Here is a 23,604-nt window from a genome sequence, read left to right as displayed (position 1 = left end):
AAAGCGGCTGCGGACCGGCTGTTCTTATGCCTGGTCCAGGGTCTCGTCCCACCATTTGGAAAGCCGCCCGCCTGAGCGTTCCGGTTGATCGGTGTAATGGGAAACATCGTTGAATAGCATCAGCCGCGCCCGAACCGGATCACGGAAATCAAGCACGTTCAGGCAAGCCGGGGACTGGTCCAAACGGTCGCGGTAGCCGCGCGCGTCAAACCCCAGCACGCTGCTGATCAACAAGCGAATGGTGGCCTTATGGGAAACCACCAGCACATTCTGCCCGCGGTGGTTAATCACAATCTCTCTTAAAATCGGCAGCGCCCGCGCAATCACATTCACGCCCGCCTCGCCGCCTTGCGGGGCAAAGGTAAACGGGTCTTCTTCCCAGGCCGCGTATTCTTCGGAGAACTGCGCTTCCACATCCGCCCGGCGCATGCCTTCCCAATGCCCGTGATTGATCTCGCGCAGCCCATCGCGCTGGATCAACGGCAGGTTATGCGGCTTCGCCACAATGCTGGCCGTAGCTACCGTGCGCGCCATTGGGCTGCAATACACCGCCGATATGGCGTCGTCGGCCAGCCGTTCCGCCAGCCGGGCTGCCTGGAACTTGCCCTCTTCCGATAACTTCACATCCACAGCGCCGGCAAAGCGGTCTTCCGCGCTAAGCTGGGTGGCGCCATGCCGCACCAAATACACACGAGTTGCAGGTTGATCGCTCATAGTTTCCTCCATTGATTAAGCGTAGCATTATTTTGCATGAAAAGATAACAAAAAGGATGATGTTCCCCAAACACCATCCTTTCTGTTTTAGCTCAAGGACTTCCCCTGCCGGCTTACTGGCTCAATAATCCCAGCGTATGCTCCAGGTGGGCGGTGAACCAGGTAACCACGGTCAGCGTTACCCCTTTCCGCGCCCCAAACAACAGCTTTCTTTCCAGCGCGTCCAGCGGAAACGCGTCGAGAATCACCTGGCTGTTTTCGCCGTCTGCCCGCACCGCGCAGGAAAGCTGGGTGCGCTCTCCCAGGGTTTTTCCCAAAATGACCTTGGGGAAGCGGGCTTCAAAGCGCAATCCTTCCGGCGTTGAGGAGATGACCTTACCCCCCAGTTTCTCCGTTACCTTGAGAGCCGATTGATAAACAAGCTGAGCTTCTTTTGGATAACTCTTCTCTTGATGCTGTTCAAATGACATGCCTGGCCTTCACTTTCTCCTTCAAAAAGAACGATCCCGCTCACAGGGATTGGTAAACCACCTGTGATAATAGCGATTCAATCAACGCCCGCGAGCCAACTTCGGTGCCGCTCAAGCTGGCTGTGGCAGCGCCGCTGGCCACCCCCCACCCCAGCGACTCCTTCAAACCGAATCCCTGGGTCAATGCCCAAACCAGGCCACCCACCATCGAATCGCCGGCACCAATCGGATTTTTCTCGGTGACTTTAGGACTGTGAACCAGGCAGGTTTCCCGGTCGGTTTGCAGCAAAGCGCCCTGCTTGCCCATCGAGACCACCACATTCTGCGCGCCCATGCGGCGGATTTCGGCGGCTGCCAGCGAAACCTGCTCCAGGGTATCCATTGGCATTCCGGTCAGGGCACGGGCTTCTTCGGTGTTGGGTTTTGCCAGAAAAGGCCGTTCCGCGCAGCCCGCGCGCAGCGACTCGCCGCCCGTGTCCAGCACAGCCTGGGCCTGGCGCGTGTTAAGCGCCCGAATCACCCGCGCGTAAAAATCGGGGGCAACGCCGGGCGGCAGGCTGCCTGCCAGCACCCACCAGTCACCTGGTTGGGCCAGCGTGCCAATCAGCTCCAGCAGTTCAAGCTGTTTGGCCTCATCAACAAACGGGCCCTGCTCATTGACCTTGATATAATGCCCCCCGGCCTGGGTAACAATGGAGATGTTGGTGCGTGTTTCGCCGTCTACCCACACAAAACCGGTTTCAATTCCCAGCGAGCGCAGGCCGTCTTGCAGCAGTTCACCCGCTTTTCCGCCCACAAAGCCAACCGCTGTGCTGGTTACGCCCAATCCCTTTAGCAGCCGGGAGACATTGAAGCCTTTTCCGCCAAAATCCACGCGCGAGCTGCTGGCGCGCAGCACGGCATCATACACCACTTCTGGCACGGTCAATTCGCGGTCAACCGCTGGGTTAAGTGTGAGGGTATAGATCATTCCGGTTTTTCCCAATATTTCTCAATCAGCACTTCTTCAGCCTCGTTGGTCCACATCAAATTTTCACCCAATTTTGCCGCCACTTCGGGCAGTTTCTCCGGCAGCTCTTTCAACGCCATGAGTGGCAAATTGGAAAGCTGTGGGAAAACGACCACCTTGCCGGGATAGCGGCCTTCCATCACCGAGCGGATCGCTTCGGGCGCGGTTTCCAAACCGCCAATGGCTGCCACTGATCTGCCCGGCGAAAGGGTTCCGGCGACCCGCCGCTCCATCACCAGAGACTGGTCGTCTATCGTCAGACCGGATGTGCCGGTATACTGAGCGTTGGATAAATACACATTGCTCATGTCAACTTTACCCATTGTACCGTTGGGTACGCCCGCGAACAACACCAGCATGCCGTCCGGTTTCATCACCGCGCCGCCTTCTTCCATCAGGGCGGCAACTGGCACGCTCACCACCACGTCATCCGCCCCCTGACCTTGCGTGGATTCCATCACAAACGCATGGAAAGACTGCTGCGACGCATTCGGATTGAAATACAGTATGGTGCGCTGATATTTCTCAGCCAGGGGCTGGAACATATCGCGCAGTGTTTGCAAGCGTTCGTCGCTGATCTCGGTTACAATCACCAGCTTCGGACCGGTGGGCAGTTCCAGGGCGCGTTGCACGTGCATCTGGCCCATCGGACCGCCCGCGCCCACAAACACCGTGGTACCCCCAGGGCGCAGCTCGCAGCGGTTGCGGGCTTCTCCATACGCGGCGGCAATATCCGTTCCGCTGGTGCCGACAAAGGCGATGTAGTCGTAGTGCAGGCGGCCTAAATCCACTTCCACCAGGCCATCCAGCGCCTTTGCACCCACCAGGTTGCAGGTCCCCCGGCGCGCGATCAGGCGCGCGATCTTGCCAACCACATCCGCCGAGCCGGGGTTCAAAACCACAATGTCATCAAAACCGAGCCCATCCGTAACATCTTGTTTCAAGGCGTCGAAATCCGCCGGGGTCAGCCCATCGCGTTCGATGATCTCAGCTCCGCTGGCTTCCGCGATTTTACGCATCGATGCCGGAACATTGCTCAGCACAATCCGCGACGGTGACAGCGCCAGCGAGCAGGTATAGACCGTCTCATCGCCCGGCTGCCCCACCATCCACATTACGCCGCCTGCTTTGGGGGTTAACCGGCGGCGCTGGGTGTAAGCCGCCATCACGCAGCCCCAAGGCTCCAGCAGCGACGACTCAGCGTATCCCATGCTGTCCGCCATCGGCAGCAAGCATGCCCCCGCGTCGGTTTCCAACACTTCCTTGCCAATCAGGTGATACTGCACCAATCCGCCCGGAATGGTGTAACCATAAGCCGTGCTTTTGCCCTGCTGGTAAATGTCGGGCTGCACCGCCAGCCGCTGGCCCGGATGGTAATTGCCGGCTAAATTCTTGCCCACTTTCACCACCGTCAGGGATACTTCATGGCCCAGACGGGTCGGTTCCTGGCGCATATCGCGGTTATACAGCTTGGGGTGGGCGCTGCCCTGTTTGAGCACTTTAATATCCGAGAAACAAACCCCCACACTGTCGATGCGCACCAGCATCTGGTCATCATTGGGTTCGGGCACATCAAAGGCTTCGGGCTGGCCATCGCAGCCCATGTTTTCGAGCCCCGCGCCGTACAGGTTCCAGGCCAGTGTCTTGTCTGGCAGCGAATAGTCTAGTGACCGGTATGCTTGAAATTTTTCACCCATGAGATTTTCCTTTCCGGGCAAGTAAAAACAGGGTAGAACAGGGCTGTCTGATCCAGCGGAAGACTCGCCCTGAAAATGGTTCAGCCAAGTTTCTTTTTGACCAGGGCGCGCACTTCTTGCGCCGTGGAGCAATCCAGCGCCTCGCGCGCCAGGGTTTGCAAATCTGCATGTGTTAATGAACGCACCTGCGCTTTCACTGTCGCCACTGCGGGGATGCTGACGCTCAACTCATCAATCCCAAGCCCTAAAAGCACGGGTACCGCCAGCGGGTCTGATCCCAGTTCGCCGCAGATATCGGCGCGCTTGCCGAATCGGTGCGCCGATTCAATGGTATGCGCGATCAGGCGCAGCACGGCCGGGTGCAAACCATCATGTTTGGCTGCCAGCGAGGGATGGCCGCGGTCAACCGCCAATGTGTATTGGGTCAGGTCGTTGGTGCCAATTGAGAAGAAATCAATTTCCGGTGCCAGCTTATCGGCCAGCAGCGCGGCCGAGGGCACTTCGATCATGATTCCAACCGGAACGGGCGGCACGCCCAACTCTCGGCGCAGCTCTTCTAGCATGCCCTTCGCCTGGCGAAACTCTTCCACGTCGCCCACCATGGGGAACATGACGCGCAAATTCCCTGCCGGCGCGGCGCTCAAAATGGCGCGCAGCTGCTCGCGGAACAACTCAGGCCGGTTCAGACACAGACGCACGCCGCGCTCGCCCAAGAACGGGTTCATTTCCGCTTTGAGTTGAATATAGGGCAGGGGCTTGTCCCCGCCAATATCCAGCGTGCGCACAATGACCGGTTTTTCTTTCATCGTTTCCGCAATGGTGTGATAAACCGCGTACTGCTCTTCTTCGCTGGGGGCCTCGCTGCGCTCTAAAAACAGAAATTCTGTGCGCAGCAAACCAATGCCATCCGCGCCCATTTTCAAGGCTTCCACCGCGTTAGCCGCCGAACCGGCATTGGCGGTTACATCCACATGATATCCATCCAGCGTGACGGCTGGCAGAGAAGCTTTCTCCTGGGCCGCAAGGCGGTTTTCCAGCCAACGCTGCTGCGCGGCTTGTGCCTGGATCAGAGCCTCAGCGCTTGGGCTGGCACGCAATACGCCATCATTCCCATTCAGAATCACGGGGGTTTTTTCCGCCAGAGCCAGCATGGCTTCATCCAGACCCACCACTGCCGGCAGGCCCATCGCCCGCGCCAGAATGGCGATATGCGAAGTTGGCCCGCCGTTGACCAGCCCAAACCCCAGCACCCGCTCCGCATCCAGGCAGGCCGTATCGCTGGGCGACAATTCCCGCGCGAGCAGCACCACCGGGGTTTCAGGCAGAGCCATACTCTTCTCACCCAGCCCCAACATCAGGCGCAAAACACGCTGACCCACATCGCGCAGGTCATCGGCGCGGGCCGCCAGCAGCGGATCTTTTAACGCGGCGACCGCAGCCGCCTGTTCATCCACAACCGACTGCCAGGCTTTTGCCGGGCTGGTTCCCGCGGTTATGCGCGCCTGTGCTGCGTCCACCAAATCGATATCTTCCAACAGTTCTTTGTGCGCTTCAAAGATGGCAGCTTCGGCGGCCATCTTCTTCTCGACCATCTGCCGGTGAAGGGCCTCTAACTGCTCTTTGGCTAGGTCAAGCGCGTCGAGAAAACGAACTTTACAATCACGCTGCTCAACATTCAGCGCATCTAGGTTCAGTTCCTCGGCCTGGTAGTGAAAAACCGGCCCAATGGCGATCCCCGGCGCGGCGCCAAGACCCTGGAACAAACCAGGCTCGCTCTGCCGCGGCTTTGGCTGTACAGGGGGGGCGGCTGGCTTTGATTCTGCTTTGGCCGCTGGCGGAAGCGCGTAAGCCTCATCGTTATCCCCCAATCCGCTTCGAATGGCCGCTTCCAATTCAGCAATCGCCAGCTCTTCGTCCTCTCCCTGCGCCTGAATTTGAATGCGGCTCCCCATCACAGCGCCCAGGGTCAGCACAGACACCATGCTTTTCGCGTTGGCGCGTTTTGCCTCGTGCTGAAGGCTGATGTCCGACTTAAAGCGCTTCGCCAGATTGACCAGCACTTTAGCAGGGCGGGCGTGCAAACCGGATTGGTTCTGGATAACAAGTTCAATTTGTTTCATAAAGACTCTTTTATTTACATACCGGGCGCGCGGAGACTAGCCCACACCCAGATATTTCACGATCACATCCGGATCGGTGGTGGAAAGCAGTTCGGACAGGTTGTTTTCGTCATCAATTACATCCGCCAGATTCGAGAGCACTTCTACATGCTCATCCGAGGTGGCGGCAATGCCGATCACCAGATACACCTTTTCATCTTCATCCCAGTCCACCCCGTCAGGCAGTTGCAGCACAGAGATGCCGGTCTTCAAAATGTGATCGCGGTTCTCATACACGCCGTGCGGAATGGCAACGCCGTTTCCCAAGCTGGTGGACATGGACTGCTCGCGAGCCAGCATTCCATCAATGTAGGGGGGTAAAACACAGCCCGATTCCACCAGTAAATCACCCGCTTTGCGAATTGCTTCTTCCTTATCCATAGCGCTTGCCTGAAGGCAAATGCGTTCTTTTGATACGATAGCCATAGTAGTTACCTGCCTGTCCTCGCTCGCAGCGTGCGCAAGCATCCCGCCCCTCCCCAGGAGAAGCTGGTCAATACTTTTCGCTGTACTGCTCAGCAAGCTAGATAATGAATTGAGTACTGATTTTTATAATGGCGTGTTACATCCATTGCTTAGAAATCAGCGCCAACAATTTCCGCCTTGGTTACCATTGCATTGACGAGCTGATCGAAAATCGGGTCATTGAGGAAGTGATTGAAGGCCACGATCACCGCGTTGGGCGCTTTGGCGTGCGCTGTTTTGGCAAGCCCTTTATGCACAACCACCACCTGAGCATCCGAGGGAATATCGCGGACGGGTTTATGCACAACGGTAACATCTTTGACTTGCGCCGCTTTTAGTTTCTTCTTCAGGGCATTCACGCTCATCAGGCTTGAGCCCATTCCGGCTTCACAGGCAAAAATAATGGTATTGACTTGGCTGGCAGAAATTGATTGGGACATTTTGACTCCTTCTGAGTTCCAGGCAGGTGCGATAGCGTGTATAATTTCTTTAGAGAAAGCTACCGCACCTGCTTGATCAGTGAAAATCCGATTTAGTTGGACCCTAAACCAGGAACCGCGCTGACAGCACCGGTAGCTTCTTCTTCTTCCTCAGTTTCGCGCACCGGGTTGACCCGCAGAATGAACGCGCCGACCAGGAAGGAAACCACCGCGCCAATCAACACACCCATCAGAACCGGGAAGTGCTGTCCGGGAGGGGTAACCGCCAGGTAAGCAAAGATGGAACCGGGCGAAGGAGTGGCAACCAGGCCCGCGCCGGAGATGACGAACCACAGATCCGCCGCGAAACCGCCGGCGATCATCGCCACGATCATGATCGGGTGAGCCAGCACAAATGGGAAATAAATCTCATGAATGCCGCCCAAGAAGTGAATGATCATCGAACCCGGAGCCGAATCTTTCAACATTCCCTTGCCCGCCACATAGAAGGCAACCAGCAGACCCAGGCCGGGACCGGGGTTGGTCTCGAGCAGGAAGTGCAGCGCGCGCCCCGTTTCTTCAGCGGCAGCCACACCCAGCGGGCCTAACACGCCATGGTTGAGGGCATTGTTCAAGAACAACACTTTCGCCGGTTCAATAATGATGGCAGCCAAAGGCAGCAAGCGGGCGTCAACCAGCCAGTCTACCGCCGCGCCAGCCGCGTTGCTGATGCCGGTAACCACCGGGCTGACCACCACAAAGCCAAGCAGCGCAAGGCCGACAATCAAGAAGCCAGCCGAGAAGTTGTTGACCAACATCTCAAAGCCCACCGGAATTTTATCTTCCAGCGCTTCGTCGATTTTCTTCATCAACCAGCCGCCCAGAGGGCCCATGATCATGCCGCCCAGGAACATGGGGATCTCAGCGCCAACCACAACACCCATCGTGGCCGCCGCGCCGACAATACCACCGCGCACGTCATGCACCATCTTACCGCCCATATAACCAATGAGCAGGGGAAGCAGGTAAGTGATCATCGGACCTACCAGCTTGGCAAACGTCTCGTTCGGAATCCAGCCGGTGGGGATGAACAACGCAGTGATCAAGCCCCAGGCGATGAACGCGCCCATGTTGGGAATGACCATCCCGGCCAGGAAACCTCCAACTTGTTGTAACTTCTCTCGCATATATACTCTCTCCTTTCAGGATTTTGTATGAGCCTGATGCTTCAGGCAAGGATTAATTCCAGGAGACTCTGGGCTTGTCTCCACATTACAGGTAACGTTCAGCACGTTACGCAATAACCGAAAGGTTAAAATCTGTCAGCTCAAAAACTTTGTAATGGTTTCAATATCTTCGGGCATCAACAAGGGATGCACCTGGATCACATTTGAGCTGCCGGCGAACTGCCGGGGCAGCGGAACTGTTGTCAAAATCAGATCGGCCGAGGCCACCAGCGTGGGGGTCAGGTCGCGCAGCGAAATCACTTCCAGCTTTATGAGATAAGGGAAGCGTGCGGTCAGCCGCGCCACCAGCAGCTGCGCGGTAGCCATTCCGCTGGGGCAGACAACAATGATGCGGTCAAAGCGGTAGGTGCGGTTGCGAATGAAGGCGGCGCGCAGCAACACCACCAGGTTGTTAATTTCACTCTGCGGCAAATCCACACCCGTGTGTTCTTGCACCATGCGCGCCACTTGCAGCGCAATGGTGTGCTCGCGCTCATATTGGTCCGGCAGGCTGGCCGCGTTTAATACCCGCGGAAACCACAAGTGATAACGCTGCCGGTAGCACGCAGGAACAATATTGTTCAGCAATCCGTTTTGCAGGGTGCGGTCGTACTTCATTTTGGAAATCTCAAACGCCTCGCTGATCGAGATCATCAAACGCTCCACCAGTGTAGAGAAATCTCCATCGCGCTCCAGTTCTCCCGGCAGAATGTCATTGCGCGGCGCGGCCAGCATTTCCATTGCCACCGCCGCCACATCGCCAGCTTCCCACGACGAACTGGTATCGCGCCCCAAATGCCGGGCCACATAAGCCGCCACCGGCCATATCGTTGACGCCTGCAAAGTGTTGACCAGTTCTTCAGCAACCGTGAGATGATAGCCGGACTGCACGCGCCGCGACAGAACCGCGAACACCAGAGCCAGATGCATCACAGCGTCATCCGTGAAGCGCCCGCCCAACTGCTCTTCCGATTTTGCCACCAGGCCAATGGCGCGGCGCATATTGATCTTGGAAAGAAACTGATTGGCGTATTCAACCAGCGGCAGCAAAGCCGCGTCACCGCGTAGGTTGAACACCAATCCTTCGGCATGCGTGATCTCGGTGATCGGGTCTTCGCTGAAAGGGGTCTCATTCCACAGCACTTTGGCCAAAGCCTGCAGACAGTCGCGCTCTTCCCCACTTACCTGAATTCCGTAGTGCGGCTTGCGGATGAGGCTTACATTTTCGTGTTTCAGCCAGCTTTCGATCAAATCCAGGTCCTTTAGCAGGGTCATACGCGAGACCTGGGTGAGCGTCTCAAATTGAGACAAAATAAACGGCTGAGACTGCGTCAATAAGAACAAAGTCAACAACTGCTGCCGCTGGCTCACCGATAGTACGATTTGCACTTTGGAAGCAGCGCTGAGTTCCTGGAAGAGGTTCTTCGATTGCTCGGGGGTGGCCGGAATAGAAAAGCCAACACCTGGAACAACGTTCAGAGACTGCTTATGCTCTTGCAGCCAGACCTTGACCCCCTGCATACTGTAACTCACCTGCCGGGCAGACAGGTTAAACATTTCCGCCAGTTCAACCGAGCTGACCGGCCGGTTGGCGTCCAAAACCACTTTTAGAATATCTCGCTGGCGGGTTGTGAGCGTGATCATCACTTTATGTACGCTTCCAAACATTGCGGGGTAAATATCTGATCTTATTGTAGGAAATTCCAGCTTGAATGCGCATTGAATAAAAGCACCTTTTGTTCACTCAGTCAATACAATTCTTTACTATTCGTTAATCTCATTTTAACAAAATTATCCCCTTTTGCCGGGGTAGTCACCTCTCTATTGCAAAAAAATCGCCTCATCGGGCGATTTTTTTTTGCACGGCTCCAGCTCCCTGCTACCCAAAAGCATTACTGCTTATCGTGCTGGCTCAGAAAATTGCGGATGGATTCCAGCTCTTCGGGAGTGATATTGAGCAGATCCAGGGCGTTCTCTCCGCCCTCCAGAATATCTTTCCCTAAAACGGAGTGCCGCCAGATTTTGAAATCCTCCTCGATGGGGTTGCCGATGATATCCTCACGGTCGATCCGGCCGTCTTTCATCACAATCACGCGGTTGGTCTGACGGGCTACCGAAAGGTCGTGCGTCACCACCACAAAGGTGGTCCCCTGAGTGCGGTTCAGGTCGCGCAGCAGGTGCATCAACTCCTGGCCGTTGGTTGTATCCAGCGAGCCGGTTGGTTCGTCTGCCAGCACAATCGGAGGGTTATTGGCCAGCGCGCGCGCGATGGCCACCCGCTGCCGCTGCCCGCCCGAAAGCTGCCCCGGCAGGTGATTCTTGCGGTCTGCCAGGCCAACCAGTGTCAGCAGCTCTTCAGAGCGCGCTTTGCGGGCAGCCGGACCCATGTGCGCCATCATCGGCACCTCAATATTTTCACGTGCCGTCAAAGTGGGCAGCAAATTATGCAGTTGAAAGACAAAGCCCACTTTTTTCGCGCGAAAATCGTCTTTATTGGTGATCTGGCTCAAGGCAATCCCATCGATAAACACATTACCGCTGGTCGGCAGGTCCAGCGCGCCAATCACATTCAGCAGCGTGCTTTTTCCGCTTCCACTGGGTCCCATCACCGAAACCAGCTCGCCATGCCGGATGCGCAGTGATACTCCATCCAGGGCGCGGATTTCATCACCGTCGCCATAGATGCGCGTCAAGTCTTGGGTCTCAATCACCCATTCAGATTGGTTTTCCATGCTTGCTTTTTCCCTACGAATCGCCGATTTCAATATCCACAAAGGCGGTCATCCCCCAGCGCAGCCCGGCGGGGATCGTGTTCAATTCCAGCACGACCTTATAATTCACCCCAGAGCCTTCATCCGCGCGGGGGGCGATCTGCTGAACAACCCCTTCCACCACCACGTCGGGCAAGGCGTCAAAGGTAATCGCCGCCGTATCACCCACCGAAACAGAGGCCACGTCAATCTCGCTCAAATCGGTGGTTTCCACGCGCAGGTTTGCCAGGTCGGCGATTTGCAGTACCGGCTGACCGGCCATGCCCCATTCCTGTTCCCGCAGATACAGCCGGCTGACCACCCCGGCGAAGGGCGCGGTGAGCGTCTGATCTTGCAGGGTTTTCTGGGCAGAAGCCAGTTGTTTTTGGGCGTTTTCAACTCTAGCCTCGGCAATGGCCAATTGTTCGGGGTCGGGGCCGTCTTTCACCTTATCGTAGTCAACCTGAGCCTTCTCCAACCTGGCCTGCGCCAGCGCCAATTTCGCCTCGGCTTCTTGCACTTCTTCCGCATCCGGCAAGCCCAACGCGTAATTCAAATTCTGCAAAGCCCGGTCATAAGCCTTGCGGGCGTTGGAAAGCGCGCTCAACGCCTGCGCGCGGATGGCGTCATCCTCATCGCGGTCTGCCACGCCTTCAAAAGCCTCTTCCGCGTTATCCAGCGCCTCTTTTGCCAGCACAAAATCAGCCCGAAGCCCGTCGATGGTGGCGTTACCGGCCCGCCGAAAATTCTTGCGCTCGCGCTCCTTTTCGGCGTCATTCAACGCGATCTTTGCCTGGGCCAGCTCTAATTCTGCCTGAGCGCGGATCACCTCATGGTTGGCAACCAGGTCATCGTGAGCCTTGGTTGCGCTTAACAACTCAAGCTGCGCGCCAGCAACAGCTGCCTGCGCCGCTTCATTGCCACCCAAAACCAGGAGTACTTGACCCTGCTCAACGGTGTCACCTTCCGCCACCATAAATTCATCCACCACACCCGCGCTGGAAAGGCTGAGGGTAGCCCATTGGGCCGGCACAACCACCCCCGTGGCGGTCACCACCGGGGAAAAATCTTCCAGCAGCGCGGGGTCCACGGTTGGTGTGGCTTGAGTCTTTTGACTACACCCAGCTGTGAAAAACATGATGAATGCCAGAGCCAAGAGAAGATAGGTTTGCTTTTTCATCGCCGCCACCTCTACCCAGTGATTATGGATTATTCATAGCGCAGGGCTTCCACCGGTTGAAGCCGTGTTGCGCGATAAGCCGGGTACAACCCGCCCACTCCACCTAAAATCAATGCAACCAAAATCGCCCGAATAAAAATCCTCACGTTCCAACTCGCTTGCATTGCCTGCCCCATGCTGGGTTCCATTTGAATCAGGACCACCAGGCCAAAAGCGATCAGAATGCCAGCCAGCGCGCCCAGTCCAGCCAACAGCAAAGCTTCTTTCATAATCATCAGCAGAATGGAGCGCCGCCGCCAGCCCAACGCGCGCAGCACCCCAATTTCGCGGGTGCGTTCCATGACCGCCATCAGCATGGTATTCATCACACCCAAACCGCCCACGCCAATTGCCAAAAATGAGATGCCGGCCATAATCGCGTCCATGGCTTCCATGTCTGGCATCTGACTGGCGAACTCACCGCTCAAAGCGGCGTGCACATCTGGAATTTCGCGGTTGATTTTTTCAACCACCGCTTTTGCCTGCGATGGATCGCGCAATTTAATCGAAAACAGGGTAACCTTGCGCGGTCTGCCCATAAAGGTTTGCGCGTCTCTCAACGTAACCACCCCGCCCAATCCTTCCCAAGAGACGCTGGAGGTATAAATGCCCACGATCTTGAAGCGTGTGCCTGAGAGGTCGAGCGTTTGGCCCACTTCTTTGTTTAACGCCTCGGCGATTGTCTTTCCAATGATGATCTGGTGATTGGCAGTAAGGGTGGTCCCTTCTTCAATCCGGAAGCGGCGGATGGCATATTCCCGCGGTGAATACCCCTGCAAGATAAAGAAACTGCCGTTCTCGGGCAGCATCACCGCCGTGAACATAATGCCGCTGATATGCTCTACTTCGGGCATGGCGGCAATTTTCTCTCCCGCGCGCTCATCAATCGCGCTGGTGCTGGTGTCGGCGATATCCGCCTGGCGGGCCATAATTTCTGCGTTTGCCCCCAGGGCGATCTGATTCATCTCATCAGCGGCGCCGTTGACCACCCCTTCCAACGCCATAATCGAACCCACCGTCAGGCCAATCACGGTCAGGGTCAGAATAGTTCGCGTGGTGCGCTGCCAGAGACTTTGCAGCGCCATGCCGCCCACGGGCAGCCGGTGTACCTGCTCACCCGCGCTGCCACCTTCATAACGCAGCGCCTCAACCGGCTGCAGCCGGCTGGCGCGCCAGGCCGGGTAAAGTCCACCGGCTATGCCCAGCAAAAAAACCACCAGCAGTGACTGTAGAATCAACCCGGTGGTGATGTTGGTACTGCCTGCGCCAAAAATTGCCGGGTTGTTGCCAATCGTCAGCATAATCAGATAGCCCCACAGAATGCCCAGCAAACCACCGGCCAGGCACACGATCACCGATTCGCTCAAGATCATGAACAGCACCCGCCGGTGAGACCAGCCGACCGCGCGCAAAACACCAATCTCGCGTGTGCGCTCGAAAACCGACATCAGCTGGGCATTCATCATGCCAACTCCGCCCAAAACGATCGCCAGTCCGGCGATCACCCACACATAGCCCTGCATGAAATCATCCAGAACCTGGGCGTCCGAAAATTCCGCGGTGGTTCCCACCGAAAGGTCGGGCCACAAACGCTCCACCCGCTCAATCACCTGTTGCCGCGCGGATGGGTCCTTTAACTTGATGTAGTACAGGCTGACTTTGTTTTGCTTTCCCAGCAGGGTTTGCGCTTCTGCGATCTCCACAATCCCGCCGGCGTCTTCAAAGCCGTCCCCGGTCTGATAAATCCCCACAATGCGGTAAACCGAGCTGCCAAGACGGATTGTTTCGCCGGTTGACTTCTTGAGCGACTCCGCTGCGGAAGAGCCAATCATAATCGGCGTGCCGCGCATGCGCTGCGCCTGCCGGTCGGCAATGCTGACGCCCTCAATAATTTGAAACCGGTCCAAAAGGAAACTGTCGAGCGGGTATCCAAAAATGAAAAAGTAAGGCACGCCTTCGGTTTGCGCAAACCCTTCCAGCATGCCGGCGACTTCGGAAACTTCTGGCATGCTGGTCACTTTCTCACCTACACGCTCATCCACGGAACTCATGCTGATGTCCATGGCATCCGGCTGGCTGATCACCAGGTCTGCATTGCTGCCTGAGATCATCGAGTCATAGCCAGCCTTCAATCCATCGGCCATCGCCCCCAGGCCAATAATCGACGCGACACCCACGCTGATTCCCAACACCGTCAAGAGCGTGCGCGTTCTTCGCCGGCTTAAGTTTTTAAGGATGAACTTCAACCATTCCATACGCCACCCGGGAAACCGCAAATATCCCTGCTTGCCGCTTATTTGATTATATATGAGAATCCGCGCTCTCCAGCAGCTTCTTCTTCCACGGGTTATTTCGCCTATGAAATGGGATTTTTAGAAGAAAAAAACCGGAAGAAAAAATAGTCCCGGGGGGAAACGGGCAGGTGGATTCGCGCCGATTTTAAGCCAAACTGCCCGGCTTGACCTGCATGGGCAGGCCGGCAACCATAAAGATCACGCGGTCAGCGGCAGCCGCCAGGCGCTGGTTCGCTCTCCCCAGCGTGTCGCGGTAGAGCCGGCCCAGTTCGTAGGCCGGCACCAGCCCCAGCCCCACCTCATTCGACACTAAAATCCACTCGCCGCCCCGCTGCTCGATCTGCGCCAGCAGATCATCCAATTCCGCATCCATCGCTGCTTGCGCTTGTTGGACCGAATACGGCTCAGGCAGGCTTAAAATCACGTTACTGACCCACAGCGTAACGCAGTCCAAAAGGTAAACATCTGCAGAAAGCGGGCTTTGGGCAACCGCCCGCCCCACTTGCGCCGACGCTTCCAGCGTTGCCCAGTCCGCCGGGCGCGAGGCGCGGTGGCTGGCAATGCGTTCTTCCATTTCCGCGTCACCCGCCGTGGCGGTGGCGATGTAAATTACCGGGCGCTGCAAGCCTGCCGCCAACTTTTCGGCGTAGGTGCTTTTCCCGCTACGCGCGCCCCCCAGAATGAGTGTGAGATGCCGGGTCATTGTCCGCCTTCCTTTTGCGCTGCCAACACGTTCTGAACGATTTGCAAGGAAGAGTAAAAATCCTCTTCGCCAAAGACTTCCAGGGTCAGCACACCCGAAAACTGGTTGCGAGCCAACAGATCAAATACGGCCACCAATTCCGCGTGCGATTGGAATACCAGTGAGTGGTGATCGCTGCCCTGCGGCGCGATGCCGTGCAGGTGCACCACCCGTATCCGCGGCCAATCCACCCCATTGGATAACACCGCGGCGGCATCCCAGCCGTCTATCCACAGGTGGCCAATATCCAGGCAGGCGCTCACCGGCACGCGTGCGAAGACCCCATCGAGATAATGCAGCGGGAAGCCTTCCAGATTTTCCAAAGCAATCCGCTGCCAGCCCCCTGCCCATTCCGCCGTCCTTTCCAACGCCTTCAGCGCCTGGTCTTCCCAGGTCTTCCGCTCCTGCCGGCTTCGCCAGTCCACCCCGCGCCCATCCAGGTGGGTCACATAGGCCAGTGGCTGCAAATCTTGCGTGGACAGAATGGCCTTACGCGCTTTTGCCAGGGAGGGATGCGGTTCACCGATCCCATTCTGCCATTTCAGGTCTTCAGGCAAATGAACGGTATAGCTCAAGTCTTTGTCTTGAGCGGCTTGTTTCAATGCCGAAACCACCTGCGCCGATGGAAGATTACACTGTCCATCTTCCCGATCAAACAGCACCAGTTCCATGTCCTGCACTTTTCCGGCCAGGTAGTGGGCGTTCTCCAGCAAACCGGCTTCCATGATATACGATGTGGTTCCCAGGCGATATTTACCAGGCACGCGCTTTTTCCTCTATATCAAAAGAAGTGGATACACCAACAGAACAACCACCTCAACCAGCTCAATGATCATGCCATGCACATCGCCAGTTACACCCCCGATGCGGTTCCTGGCCAGCCATAGAACGCCCGCGCACATCAGCCCGCCGGCTGCCGCTGCACCCAATCCCGGCCAGTCCAACCAGACAACCAGCCCTATAAGCGGTATCAGGCCAAAGAGAATGCCCGCCCAACTCACTCCGCTGCGCACCTGCGCTCCCAACCCGCCTGGCCGCGCAGAAGGCTGGCTGAGCGCCAGATACACCGCCGAGCGGCCGGCTGCCGCCGCCAGCAGAATCACACTCCACGCGGATCTCTCGATAACCGTCTGCAGCACCGCCACTTTCAGCAGCAAAAACAGAAACAATCCCGTCGCGCCAAACCCGCCCAGCCGGGGATCTTTCATAATCTCAAGCCGCCGTTCGCGCGGCGCAGAAACCAGCAGCCCATCGCAGCAGTCCGCCAGTCCGTCGAGATGCAGCCCGCCGGTGATCAGCGCCCACACCGCCGCGCTCATCACCGAAGCGGTTAGCGGGCTGAACACGCGGCTCAGCAGATAAGCCGCAGCAGCCGCCGCCGCCCCGACAATACATCCCGCCCACGGAAACCACGGCAGCGCCTCCGCCAATGCTTTGTTATTCACGTCTGGGGCAGCGGGGACCGGCAGAATGGTTAGAAAACCAAGCGCCGTTCTGAACCCTTTTAAGAAAGAAGCGAGATGAAATCTTTTAGCCATTTTTTACAAAACAATGATTCTTCCAGCCGGTTTTCGACGTACAATTAACTTTAAGGAGTCATCTTCATGTGGTGTTATGCTCGCTGTTTGGAGCGCAAGGACATCATACAGGTGATTTTATTGCAACATCTGGCAAGATTATAATGCAAGTAAGTGTTCTATCCATCCGGCGGCTTGGTTAAAATCGAGAGGTATCATCTATGTCATCCTATCCATTACCTTCATCTGCGAACAAGCCCAATCGCGGCTTGATCACCTGCGGAATTATTGCTGTCGCTCTCTTATGCGTGGGATCACTGGTCGCGATCTTTGGTTTTGGCGTGTTGGCCAGCATCTTTGGCGCTGAGCCGGAAGGGCTGGTCGTGGTTCCCCAGCTTCCGGCGACCGTTTCAGAAGGCCAGGATTTCGACCTGGTTGTGAACCTGAGAAATGAGGGCGAAGAAGCGCTGAAAATTAGCGAAATTAAACTGCCCGATGCGATTACCCAGGCCGCTTCCGTCCAACAGGTGATTCCTGCCAGCCCCAATCAGGTGGATTACAGCGATTCGACCGGATACCAGTTTTCCATCACTCTCAGCCCCAAAAACTCTCAGCAGGTCATATTCAAGATGATCGCGACCCGCCAGGGCGATTTCACCGGAGATCTGGATGTCATGGTCGGCACAAAGACCAAATCCAGCCAGGTGCGCATGGTGGTCAGCGCGGCCAGCGCCCAGCCGCCTTCGCAACCGCCAGCCGCACCCAATGCTCCCGCGCCGACTTTTGCGCCCTTCACCACCTTCCGCAATCCCAAGATCCCGTATGAAGCCGTGGTGCAAATCAGCGCTGTTGTTACCGTGGAAGGAAAGCAAACCGTGGGTTGGACAGGCTCTGGCTCCATCATAAGCCCAGACGGCTACATCCTCTCCAACGCGCATGTGGTACTCTCTGACCGCTATTTCAAAGTTGAAGACCTGGTGATTTCGCTTTCCACTACCGCAGACAGCGACCCGGTGCCCATGTACCTGGCCGACCTGCTCCAGGCGGACGAAGCGCTGGACATCGCCGTGATACGTATCTCCCGCGACTTGAATGGAAACCCGATCAACCCGCAAAATTTGAATTTGCCCTTCGTTCAGTTGGGTGATTCAGACACCCTGGAACTGGGCGAGCCGCTCACCATCATTGGCTATCCGGGCATTGGCGGCAACACTGTTACGCTCACCAGCGGTGAGGTCAGCGGTTTTACCGCCGAAAGCGGCTATGGCAACCGCGCTTTCATCAAAACTTCAGCCACCATTGCCGGCGGCAACAGCGGCGGCCTGGCTGCCAACCAGAACGGTTTTCTGATCGGCATCCCCACCCAACTGGGATACGGCGGTGAAGACCAGTATGTGGACTGCCGGGTGCTGGTAGACACCAACCGCGACGGCAGCGTGGACGAAAATGACACCTGCGTGCCCACGGGCGGTTTCATCAATGCCCTGCGCCCGGTGAAGCTGGCCCTGCCCCTCATTGATGCTGCCCGACGCGGCGAAGTGAGCATTGCTGAAGCGGGTGTCGCGCCTGCGGAAGAGATCAACCCCACCGGCGGCGTGATTTATTCCGAAGATTTCAACAGCACCTCTGGTGACTGGCAAGAGAGCGACACCCAGGATGGTGCGGTGGGATATTATGATGGTCAATATTACATTCAGGTAGACACCACCCAATACCTGATCTGGTCTACAGCCGGCCAGTCTCTGCAAGATGTGGCGGTAACCGTCGACGCCAACGTGCTCAACCCCACCGGCGTAGGTGATTATGGGCTGATTTGCCGCTATGTTGACAACCAGAATTTCTACGGTCTGGAAATCAGCGAAGACGGGTACTTCATCATCTACAAATATCTCAACGGAGAATACTTTCCGCTCACCTCGGAAACCTGGACCTACTCAGAGATGATCCCCACCGGTCAGCCTACCCAGATCACCGCGACTTGCAACGGCAACCGTTTGATGCTGGCCGTCAACAACATGGTGCTGGCAGAGGTTCAAGATTCCTCGCACCGCTCGGGAGATGTGGGTCTGATTGCCGGCACTTTCGACCAGCCCAGCATTGTGGTCGGCTTCGATAACTTTACCGTCCGCCAGCCATAAGCTGGACCAACCAGCCTGAAATGCCACCCTGCCCAGCCGGGCAGGGTGGTTTCTATTCTCCAGGCCATACAAATTCTCCCGAATCTGTGATAAGATACTCGCAGATGGTCATTCCAAAAAGAAAGCATGTAGGATTTCCGATGACGATTGGCAGCCTGTAAATATTCCGTTTTTTAGGACACGCCTGTTTGGTTGTTTGCCGTTTTCTGGCAAAAGTTTGCCATTTCATCTCGGCTGAGGGCGCTGCCCTCGGTCGTTTTTATTTAAAGGCAGGTTGCACCATGTTAACCGTTCATCAAATTTCAAAATCCTACGCTATCCAAACTGTTCTCTCTGACGTTTCATTCACTTTACAAGCCGGCGAGTGCCTCGGCCTGATCGGCGCCAACGGGTGCGGCAAGACAACCCTTCTTAAGATCATCGCCGGGGTCGAAAGCGCCGATTCAGGCAGCGTTCAAAAGAACCCGCCCCATCTGCGAGTAGGCTATCTGGCCCAGGGGCAGGCATTTCTGGAGGGTGAAACCATCCTCACATACCTGCGCCGGATGGAAGGCAACCTGCCTGCCCTCTCCAGAGAGCTGGAATCGGTTGCCCGCCAGCTCACTGATCGCCCGCATGACCGCGAATTGCAAGACCGCTACGACCAGATCCTCGCGTTACTGACCGCCGCCGGGGAGTCCGCCGGTACAGGCGAAGCCGCGCTGCACGCCCTGGGACTGGCCAGCCTGCCTCAAGACCTGCCTGTTGCCTACCTGAGCGGCGGCCAGAAAACCCGTCTGGCGCTGGCCGGCGTGCTAGCCAGCCAGCCGCAGCTGCTTTTGCTGGACGAGCCGACCAATCACCTGGACCTGCAAATGCTGGAATGGCTGGAAAACTGGTTGAGTCAGTTTTCGGGGGCTGTCCTCATCGTCTCGCATGACCGCGCCTTTTTAGACCGCGCGGCTAGCGGAATACTGGAAATTGACAACAACACCCATTCCTTAAAATCCTGCGCGGGAAATTACTCGCAGTACCTGGAGCAAAAACTGGCCGAGCACGCCCATCACTGGCAGGCGTATAAAGACCAGCAAGAGGAAATTTCGCGCCTCACGCGGGCGGCCAGGCAGGTGCGCGGCCAGGCAGCGTTCAAAAAAGGCGGCAAAGGGGATACCAATGACGGGTTCGCGCGGGGTTTCTTCGGCAACCGCACGCTGGAAACCATTCGCCGCGCCAAGAATATTGAAAAACGCATCGAAAGCCTGATGACAGACGAGCACATCGATAAGCCCCGCCAGGACTGGCAGGTAAAGATTGAATTTGCCAGCCAGGTCTCCACCGGGCAAGATGTTTTGGTATTAGATGAACTGGCCGTAGGCTACAATGGAAAAGCGCTCATTGACGATATCGACCTTGTGATTCGCAAAGGCCAGCGGATCGTCTTGACCGGCCCCAACGGCTGCGGCAAAACCACCCTCTTGCGCACCATCACCGGGCAGATTGAACCCTTGCGCGGCAAATGCCGCCTGGGGTCGGGCGTTCAATTCGGCTATATGGCTCAGGAGCAGGAGAATCTCAACCCGCGTCTCAACCCGCTGGAAACCATTCAAAGCCTGCGCCCCATGCCCGAAACGGAAGCGCGCGCGTTTCTTTCCTTTTATCTGTTCACCGGAGACGATGTCTTCGTGCCGGTGGGCAGCCTGTCCTTTGGCGAGCGCAGCCGCCTGGCGCTGGCCTGCCTGGTAATCCGCGGCTGCAACTTTCTCATCCTTGATGAGCCGATCAACCACCTCGACATTCCCTCGCGCACGCGTTTTGAGCAAGCCCTGGCGCAATTTGAAGGGACGGTGCTGGCGGTTGTGCATGACCGGTACTTTATCGACGGATTCGCCACCGAGCTGTGGCAGGTGGAGCAGGGAAAAATCCGGCGCTACCCGATTTCGCTGGATTTTTCCTGAACCTGGCTGGCCGCGCGGATGCCGACTTTCTTGTCCAGCATCCAGGTAAACAAGGCCAGCAGCGCGGCAGCAAACACCAGAACGGCGGAAATGCGGTAAGTGCCATCAAACCCCGCGACCAAAAAAGCCGGCGCAACCTCGGTTACATCCAGGTTCGCCGGCAGGTTGCCGGCCGCGTGCACCTGGGCGGTGAACAGCGCCCCCATTAGAGGCACACCCGAAGTTTGCCCCAGCGTCCGCGAAAGCGAAAGCAGTCCAGAGGCTACCCCCAGACGCTCCCTGGGCGCGCTTCCCATAATCGCGCTGTTGTTGGGAGATTGAAACAAGCCAAACCCCAACCCCATGGGCAGCACGCGCAATATGAACCCCCAGGCGCCGGTCTCTTCCCGCAGCGTGGATACCGCCAGGCAGCCAGCCAGCAGGATCACCAATCCTAAAAAGCTGATTCCGCGCGAGCCAAAGCGGTCCGAAAGCGCGCCCGCCGCCGGGGCCACCAGCCCCATGATCACCGGGAAAGCCATCAGCATCCAGCCCACCTGTTGCGCGGGGTAGCCTTTGACCAGCTCCAGGAAGAACGGCATCACAAAATTGCCGGCCAGCACAATAAACACCAGCAAACCCATTAACAAATTGAGACCAAACAACGGATTCTGGAACAAATGCAAATCCACCATCGGTTGGGAAATGCGCCGTTCCACCCACACAAACAGGCCGGCCCCGGCCGCGGCAGCCGCCAGCAGAACCAGAGTCAGCGGCTGGCCAAACCCGGTCTCTTGCCCGCGGGTCATTCCCAGGGCGTAAGCGCTCATCAAGGCCATCACAATCAGCGCGCCTACAAAATCAAAGCGTTGATCGGGGTGGCTGGGTTTCAGATCGGGCACATAACGGATGACAATCCAGGCCGCCAGAATACCTACGGGCACATTCACCCAAAAGACCGACGGCCAGCCCGCCAGACTGATCAGCAAACCGCCCAGCGGCGGACCTACCGCGATGCCAATGGAGACGATCCCACCCATGATGCCCAGCACACGCCCGCGTTCTTTCGCCGGAAAAATCTGCGTCACAATCGCCATGCCCAGCGACTGCATCAACACCGCCCCCAACCCCTGCAGGGCGCGCAGGGCGATCAGCCAGTGAATGTTTGGCGCCAGCCCGCACAGCAGTGAACTGAACGCGAACAGAATCATCCCTGCCAGGTAAATGCGCTTCTTGTTGTACATATCCCCCAGGCGCGCCACGCCCAGCATCAGCGAGGTGAGCACCAGTAAATAACTGAGCACCACCCACTGAATATTGGCAAAGCTGGTCTGAAAGGATTCAACCAGGGTCGGCAGCGAAATATTAACAATGCTCGAATCGAGGGTGGACATAAACACCCCCGCCCCCACTCCGATCAATGCCAGCCATAATTCTCTTCGGTTCGGTTCTTGGTTCTCCATGGTTACAGGCATCCTTCAGGCGCGTTAAATTGCAGGCAAAAGCGCCGCGCCGCCTGATTATACGCCAATATTCAGGATAGTTCGATGCGGAAATTGACCCTCAGCCGTTCAGCGCTGCCGGATGGAGCGCACCCGCTCCATCAACGCCTTGACCCGCGCAGCATCCACCTCATTCCAAATAGTACCGTCGCGTTTGAAGGTGGTGCCAACCACCGCGCCGTCGGCAACCGCTAACTGCTGTTCCACATTCTCCAGGCGCACGCCCGTGTTGGCAAAAACCGGCGTCTGCGGAACCGCCTGCTTCACTTTTGCCAGTACAGAGGCGTCTGTTTCAGCGCCGGCGGTCAGCCCCGAAACGCACAACCCATCCGGGCGGGCATTGAACACGGTCGAGCGGGCAACCTCAACAATATCGCGGTCAGCCAGGTAGCGCGCCGCCTCGGGGACAATATTGAACAGCAGCTTCACTCCCTGGGCGTGGATATGCTGCTGGTGCCGCACCACCTCGCCGCAGTTCGTGTTCCACAGTCCAAAGTCACTGGCATACACCCCCGTGAAAATCTCGCGCACAAATTTTGCCCCGGTGGCCGCCGCCAGGTCAATTGAGGCAAACGGGTCCCATAACACATTCACCCCAAAAGGCAGTTTCACTTCATGCAGCAGCTCGCCGATCACGCGCGCCATGGTCATACCGGTAACGGGTTCCACTTTGGTCAGGTACGGCAGACTGGCTTCATTGGAAAACATCAACGCGTCCACCCCGCCCTCCTGCAGCGCCAGCAGATCGGCACGGGCACGCCTCACAACCCCCGCCACACCGGCCGCCGAATCGTAACCGGGGTCGCCCGGCATGGCCAATAAATGGCACATGGCAATCACCGGTTTTTCCACGCCAAATAACTCTTTAATCCAGGTCATGCAATTCTCCACGCATTCGTTGGTTAAGAACCCTTGCGCCATAGTCCCTTGGACGGTCTTGACTGAATGGCAGCCTATCCCTACACAAAGATTTCGATCTCAGGGTGATTCTGGGCGATCTCAACAATCGGCCCGTATGCCAGGAAAGATAATGCCAGTCTGCTTCCGCGCACAACCAACAGGCGGCTGCCGGGATTCACACCCGCAATCTCAGGTATTTTAATCCGTCCGCCCGCTTCGATACAACCCTGCTCGATTACACGAGATTGTAAAGAGATTTTGCTCTGAGCCAATCTTTCGGGCAGACCAATGATCAACCCTCCTGAACGGCGGCTGCCGCGCAGAAACAAGACTTCGCTGCCAACCCGAAAGCCGTATTCGCTAAAAGCAGCCGGGGGAATGGCAATTTCACCGCCCACCCCGACGATGGACCAGCCGAAAACCCATTTTCCACCTTTTTCCAGTTGCGGCATAAACCATATTCTCCTGAT

The 23,604-nt window shown here is 57.0% G+C and carries 18 protein-coding genes and 1 pseudogene; 2 read left to right on the top strand and 17 right to left on the bottom strand.

Annotation, left to right across the window (positions count from 1 at the left end; translation table 11 throughout):
* Nucleotides 1–24: 24 nt before the first annotated feature.
* From ADN00_RS05615 to cobS, 14 genes and pseudogenes are all read right to left on the bottom strand, one after another.
* A complete protein-coding gene (locus ADN00_RS05615; RefSeq protein ID WP_075061984.1) occupies nt 25–714 on the bottom strand; it encodes a histidine phosphatase family protein in 690 nt (229 codons plus the stop codon).
* A 113-nt stretch (nt 715–827) separates the two neighbouring features.
* Complete coding sequence (locus ADN00_RS05610) at nt 828–1,184, bottom strand: MBL fold metallo-hydrolase (RefSeq protein ID WP_075061983.1); 357 nt, start codon at nt 1,182–1,184, stop codon at nt 828–830.
* A 40-nt stretch (nt 1,185–1,224) separates the two neighbouring features.
* Nucleotides 1,225–2,154 (bottom strand): 1-phosphofructokinase, encoded by a 930-nt coding sequence (gene pfkB / locus ADN00_RS05605; protein WP_075061982.1) that lies wholly within the window; start codon nt 2,152–2,154, stop codon nt 1,225–1,227.
* Nucleotides 2,151–3,890: an alcohol dehydrogenase catalytic domain-containing protein gene (locus ADN00_RS05600; RefSeq protein WP_075061981.1), complete on the bottom strand. Its 1,740-nt coding sequence runs from the start codon at nt 3,888–3,890 to the stop codon at nt 2,151–2,153. Before ADN00_RS05600 ends, pfkB begins: the two co-directional genes overlap by 4 nt.
* 80 nt (nt 3,891–3,970) lie before the next feature.
* The gene (gene ptsP, locus ADN00_RS05595) at nt 3,971–6,010 is read right to left on the bottom strand and encodes a phosphoenolpyruvate--protein phosphotransferase (protein ID WP_075061980.1); all 2,040 of its coding nucleotides are present in this window, start codon (nt 6,008–6,010) and stop codon (nt 3,971–3,973) included.
* 36 nt (nt 6,011–6,046) lie between these two features.
* A complete protein-coding gene (locus ADN00_RS05590) occupies nt 6,047–6,475 on the bottom strand; it encodes a PTS sugar transporter subunit IIA (RefSeq protein ID WP_075061979.1) in 429 nt (142 codons plus the stop codon).
* A gap of 149 nt (nt 6,476–6,624) precedes the next feature.
* Nucleotides 6,625–8,120: pseudogene (locus tag ADN00_RS05585) on the bottom strand (PTS mannitol transporter subunit IICB).
* A 135-nt stretch (nt 8,121–8,255) separates the two neighbouring features.
* Nucleotides 8,256–9,803, bottom strand: a complete 1,548-nt coding sequence (locus ADN00_RS05580) for a BglG family transcription antiterminator (RefSeq protein WP_075061978.1) — start codon at nt 9,801–9,803, stop codon at nt 8,256–8,258.
* Nucleotides 9,804–10,051: 248 nt separating this feature from the next.
* Nucleotides 10,052–10,891, bottom strand: coding sequence for an ABC transporter ATP-binding protein (locus ADN00_RS05575; protein WP_075061977.1), 840 nt, complete (start codon nt 10,889–10,891; stop codon nt 10,052–10,054).
* Nucleotides 10,892–10,904: 13 nt separating this feature from the next.
* Nucleotides 10,905–12,089, bottom strand: coding sequence for an HlyD family secretion protein (locus ADN00_RS05570; RefSeq protein ID WP_075061976.1), 1,185 nt, complete (start codon nt 12,087–12,089; stop codon nt 10,905–10,907).
* A 29-nt stretch (nt 12,090–12,118) separates the two neighbouring features.
* Nucleotides 12,119–14,383 (bottom strand): ABC transporter permease, encoded by a 2,265-nt coding sequence (locus ADN00_RS05565; RefSeq protein ID WP_075061975.1) that lies wholly within the window; start codon nt 14,381–14,383, stop codon nt 12,119–12,121.
* A gap of 184 nt (nt 14,384–14,567) precedes the next feature.
* Nucleotides 14,568–15,125 (bottom strand): bifunctional adenosylcobinamide kinase/adenosylcobinamide-phosphate guanylyltransferase, encoded by a 558-nt coding sequence (cobU, locus tag ADN00_RS05560; RefSeq protein ID WP_075061974.1) that lies wholly within the window; start codon nt 15,123–15,125, stop codon nt 14,568–14,570.
* Nucleotides 15,122–15,928: a cobamide remodeling phosphodiesterase CbiR gene (cbiR, locus tag ADN00_RS05555; protein WP_075061973.1), complete on the bottom strand. Its 807-nt coding sequence runs from the start codon at nt 15,926–15,928 to the stop codon at nt 15,122–15,124. Before cbiR ends, cobU begins: the two co-directional genes overlap by 4 nt.
* Nucleotides 15,929–15,940: 12 nt before the next feature.
* The gene (gene cobS / locus ADN00_RS05550) at nt 15,941–16,702 is read right to left on the bottom strand and encodes an adenosylcobinamide-GDP ribazoletransferase (protein ID WP_075061972.1); all 762 of its coding nucleotides are present in this window, start codon (nt 16,700–16,702) and stop codon (nt 15,941–15,943) included.
* A gap of 200 nt (nt 16,703–16,902) precedes the next feature.
* On the opposite strand from cobS, the gene ADN00_RS05545 reads away from it, so the two are divergent.
* Nucleotides 16,903–18,819 (top strand): S1C family serine protease, encoded by a 1,917-nt coding sequence (locus ADN00_RS05545; protein ID WP_075061971.1) that lies wholly within the window; start codon nt 16,903–16,905, stop codon nt 18,817–18,819.
* 281 nt (nt 18,820–19,100) lie between these two features.
* The gene (gene abc-f, locus ADN00_RS05540) at nt 19,101–20,753 is read left to right on the top strand and encodes a ribosomal protection-like ABC-F family protein (RefSeq protein ID WP_075061970.1); all 1,653 of its coding nucleotides are present in this window, start codon (nt 19,101–19,103) and stop codon (nt 20,751–20,753) included.
* On the opposite strand, the gene ADN00_RS05535 is transcribed toward abc-f, so the two are convergent.
* The 3 genes from ADN00_RS05535 to ADN00_RS05525 all read right to left on the bottom strand — a co-directional run bounded on the left by ADN00_RS05535 (nt 20,726) and on the right by ADN00_RS05525 (nt 23,586).
* A complete protein-coding gene (locus tag ADN00_RS05535; protein ID WP_152966268.1) occupies nt 20,726–22,195 on the bottom strand; it encodes an MFS transporter in 1,470 nt (489 codons plus the stop codon). The two genes, abc-f and ADN00_RS05535, sit on opposite strands and share 28 nt — an antisense overlap.
* 108 nt (nt 22,196–22,303) lie before the next feature.
* Nucleotides 22,304–23,113 (bottom strand): BtpA/SgcQ family protein, encoded by an 810-nt coding sequence (locus ADN00_RS05530; protein ID WP_075061968.1) that lies wholly within the window; start codon nt 23,111–23,113, stop codon nt 22,304–22,306.
* Nucleotides 23,114–23,193: 80 nt separating this feature from the next.
* Nucleotides 23,194–23,586: a hypothetical protein gene (locus ADN00_RS05525; protein WP_075061967.1), complete on the bottom strand. Its 393-nt coding sequence runs from the start codon at nt 23,584–23,586 to the stop codon at nt 23,194–23,196.
* Nucleotides 23,587–23,604 lie beyond the last annotated feature (18 nt).

This window comes from Ornatilinea apprima, assembly GCF_001306115.1.
Classification (GTDB): domain Bacteria; phylum Chloroflexota; class Anaerolineae; order Anaerolineales; family Anaerolineaceae; genus Ornatilinea; species Ornatilinea apprima.
The sequence above is the reverse complement of the archived record's forward strand: the minus strand, read 5'-3'. Positions and strand labels throughout refer to the sequence as shown.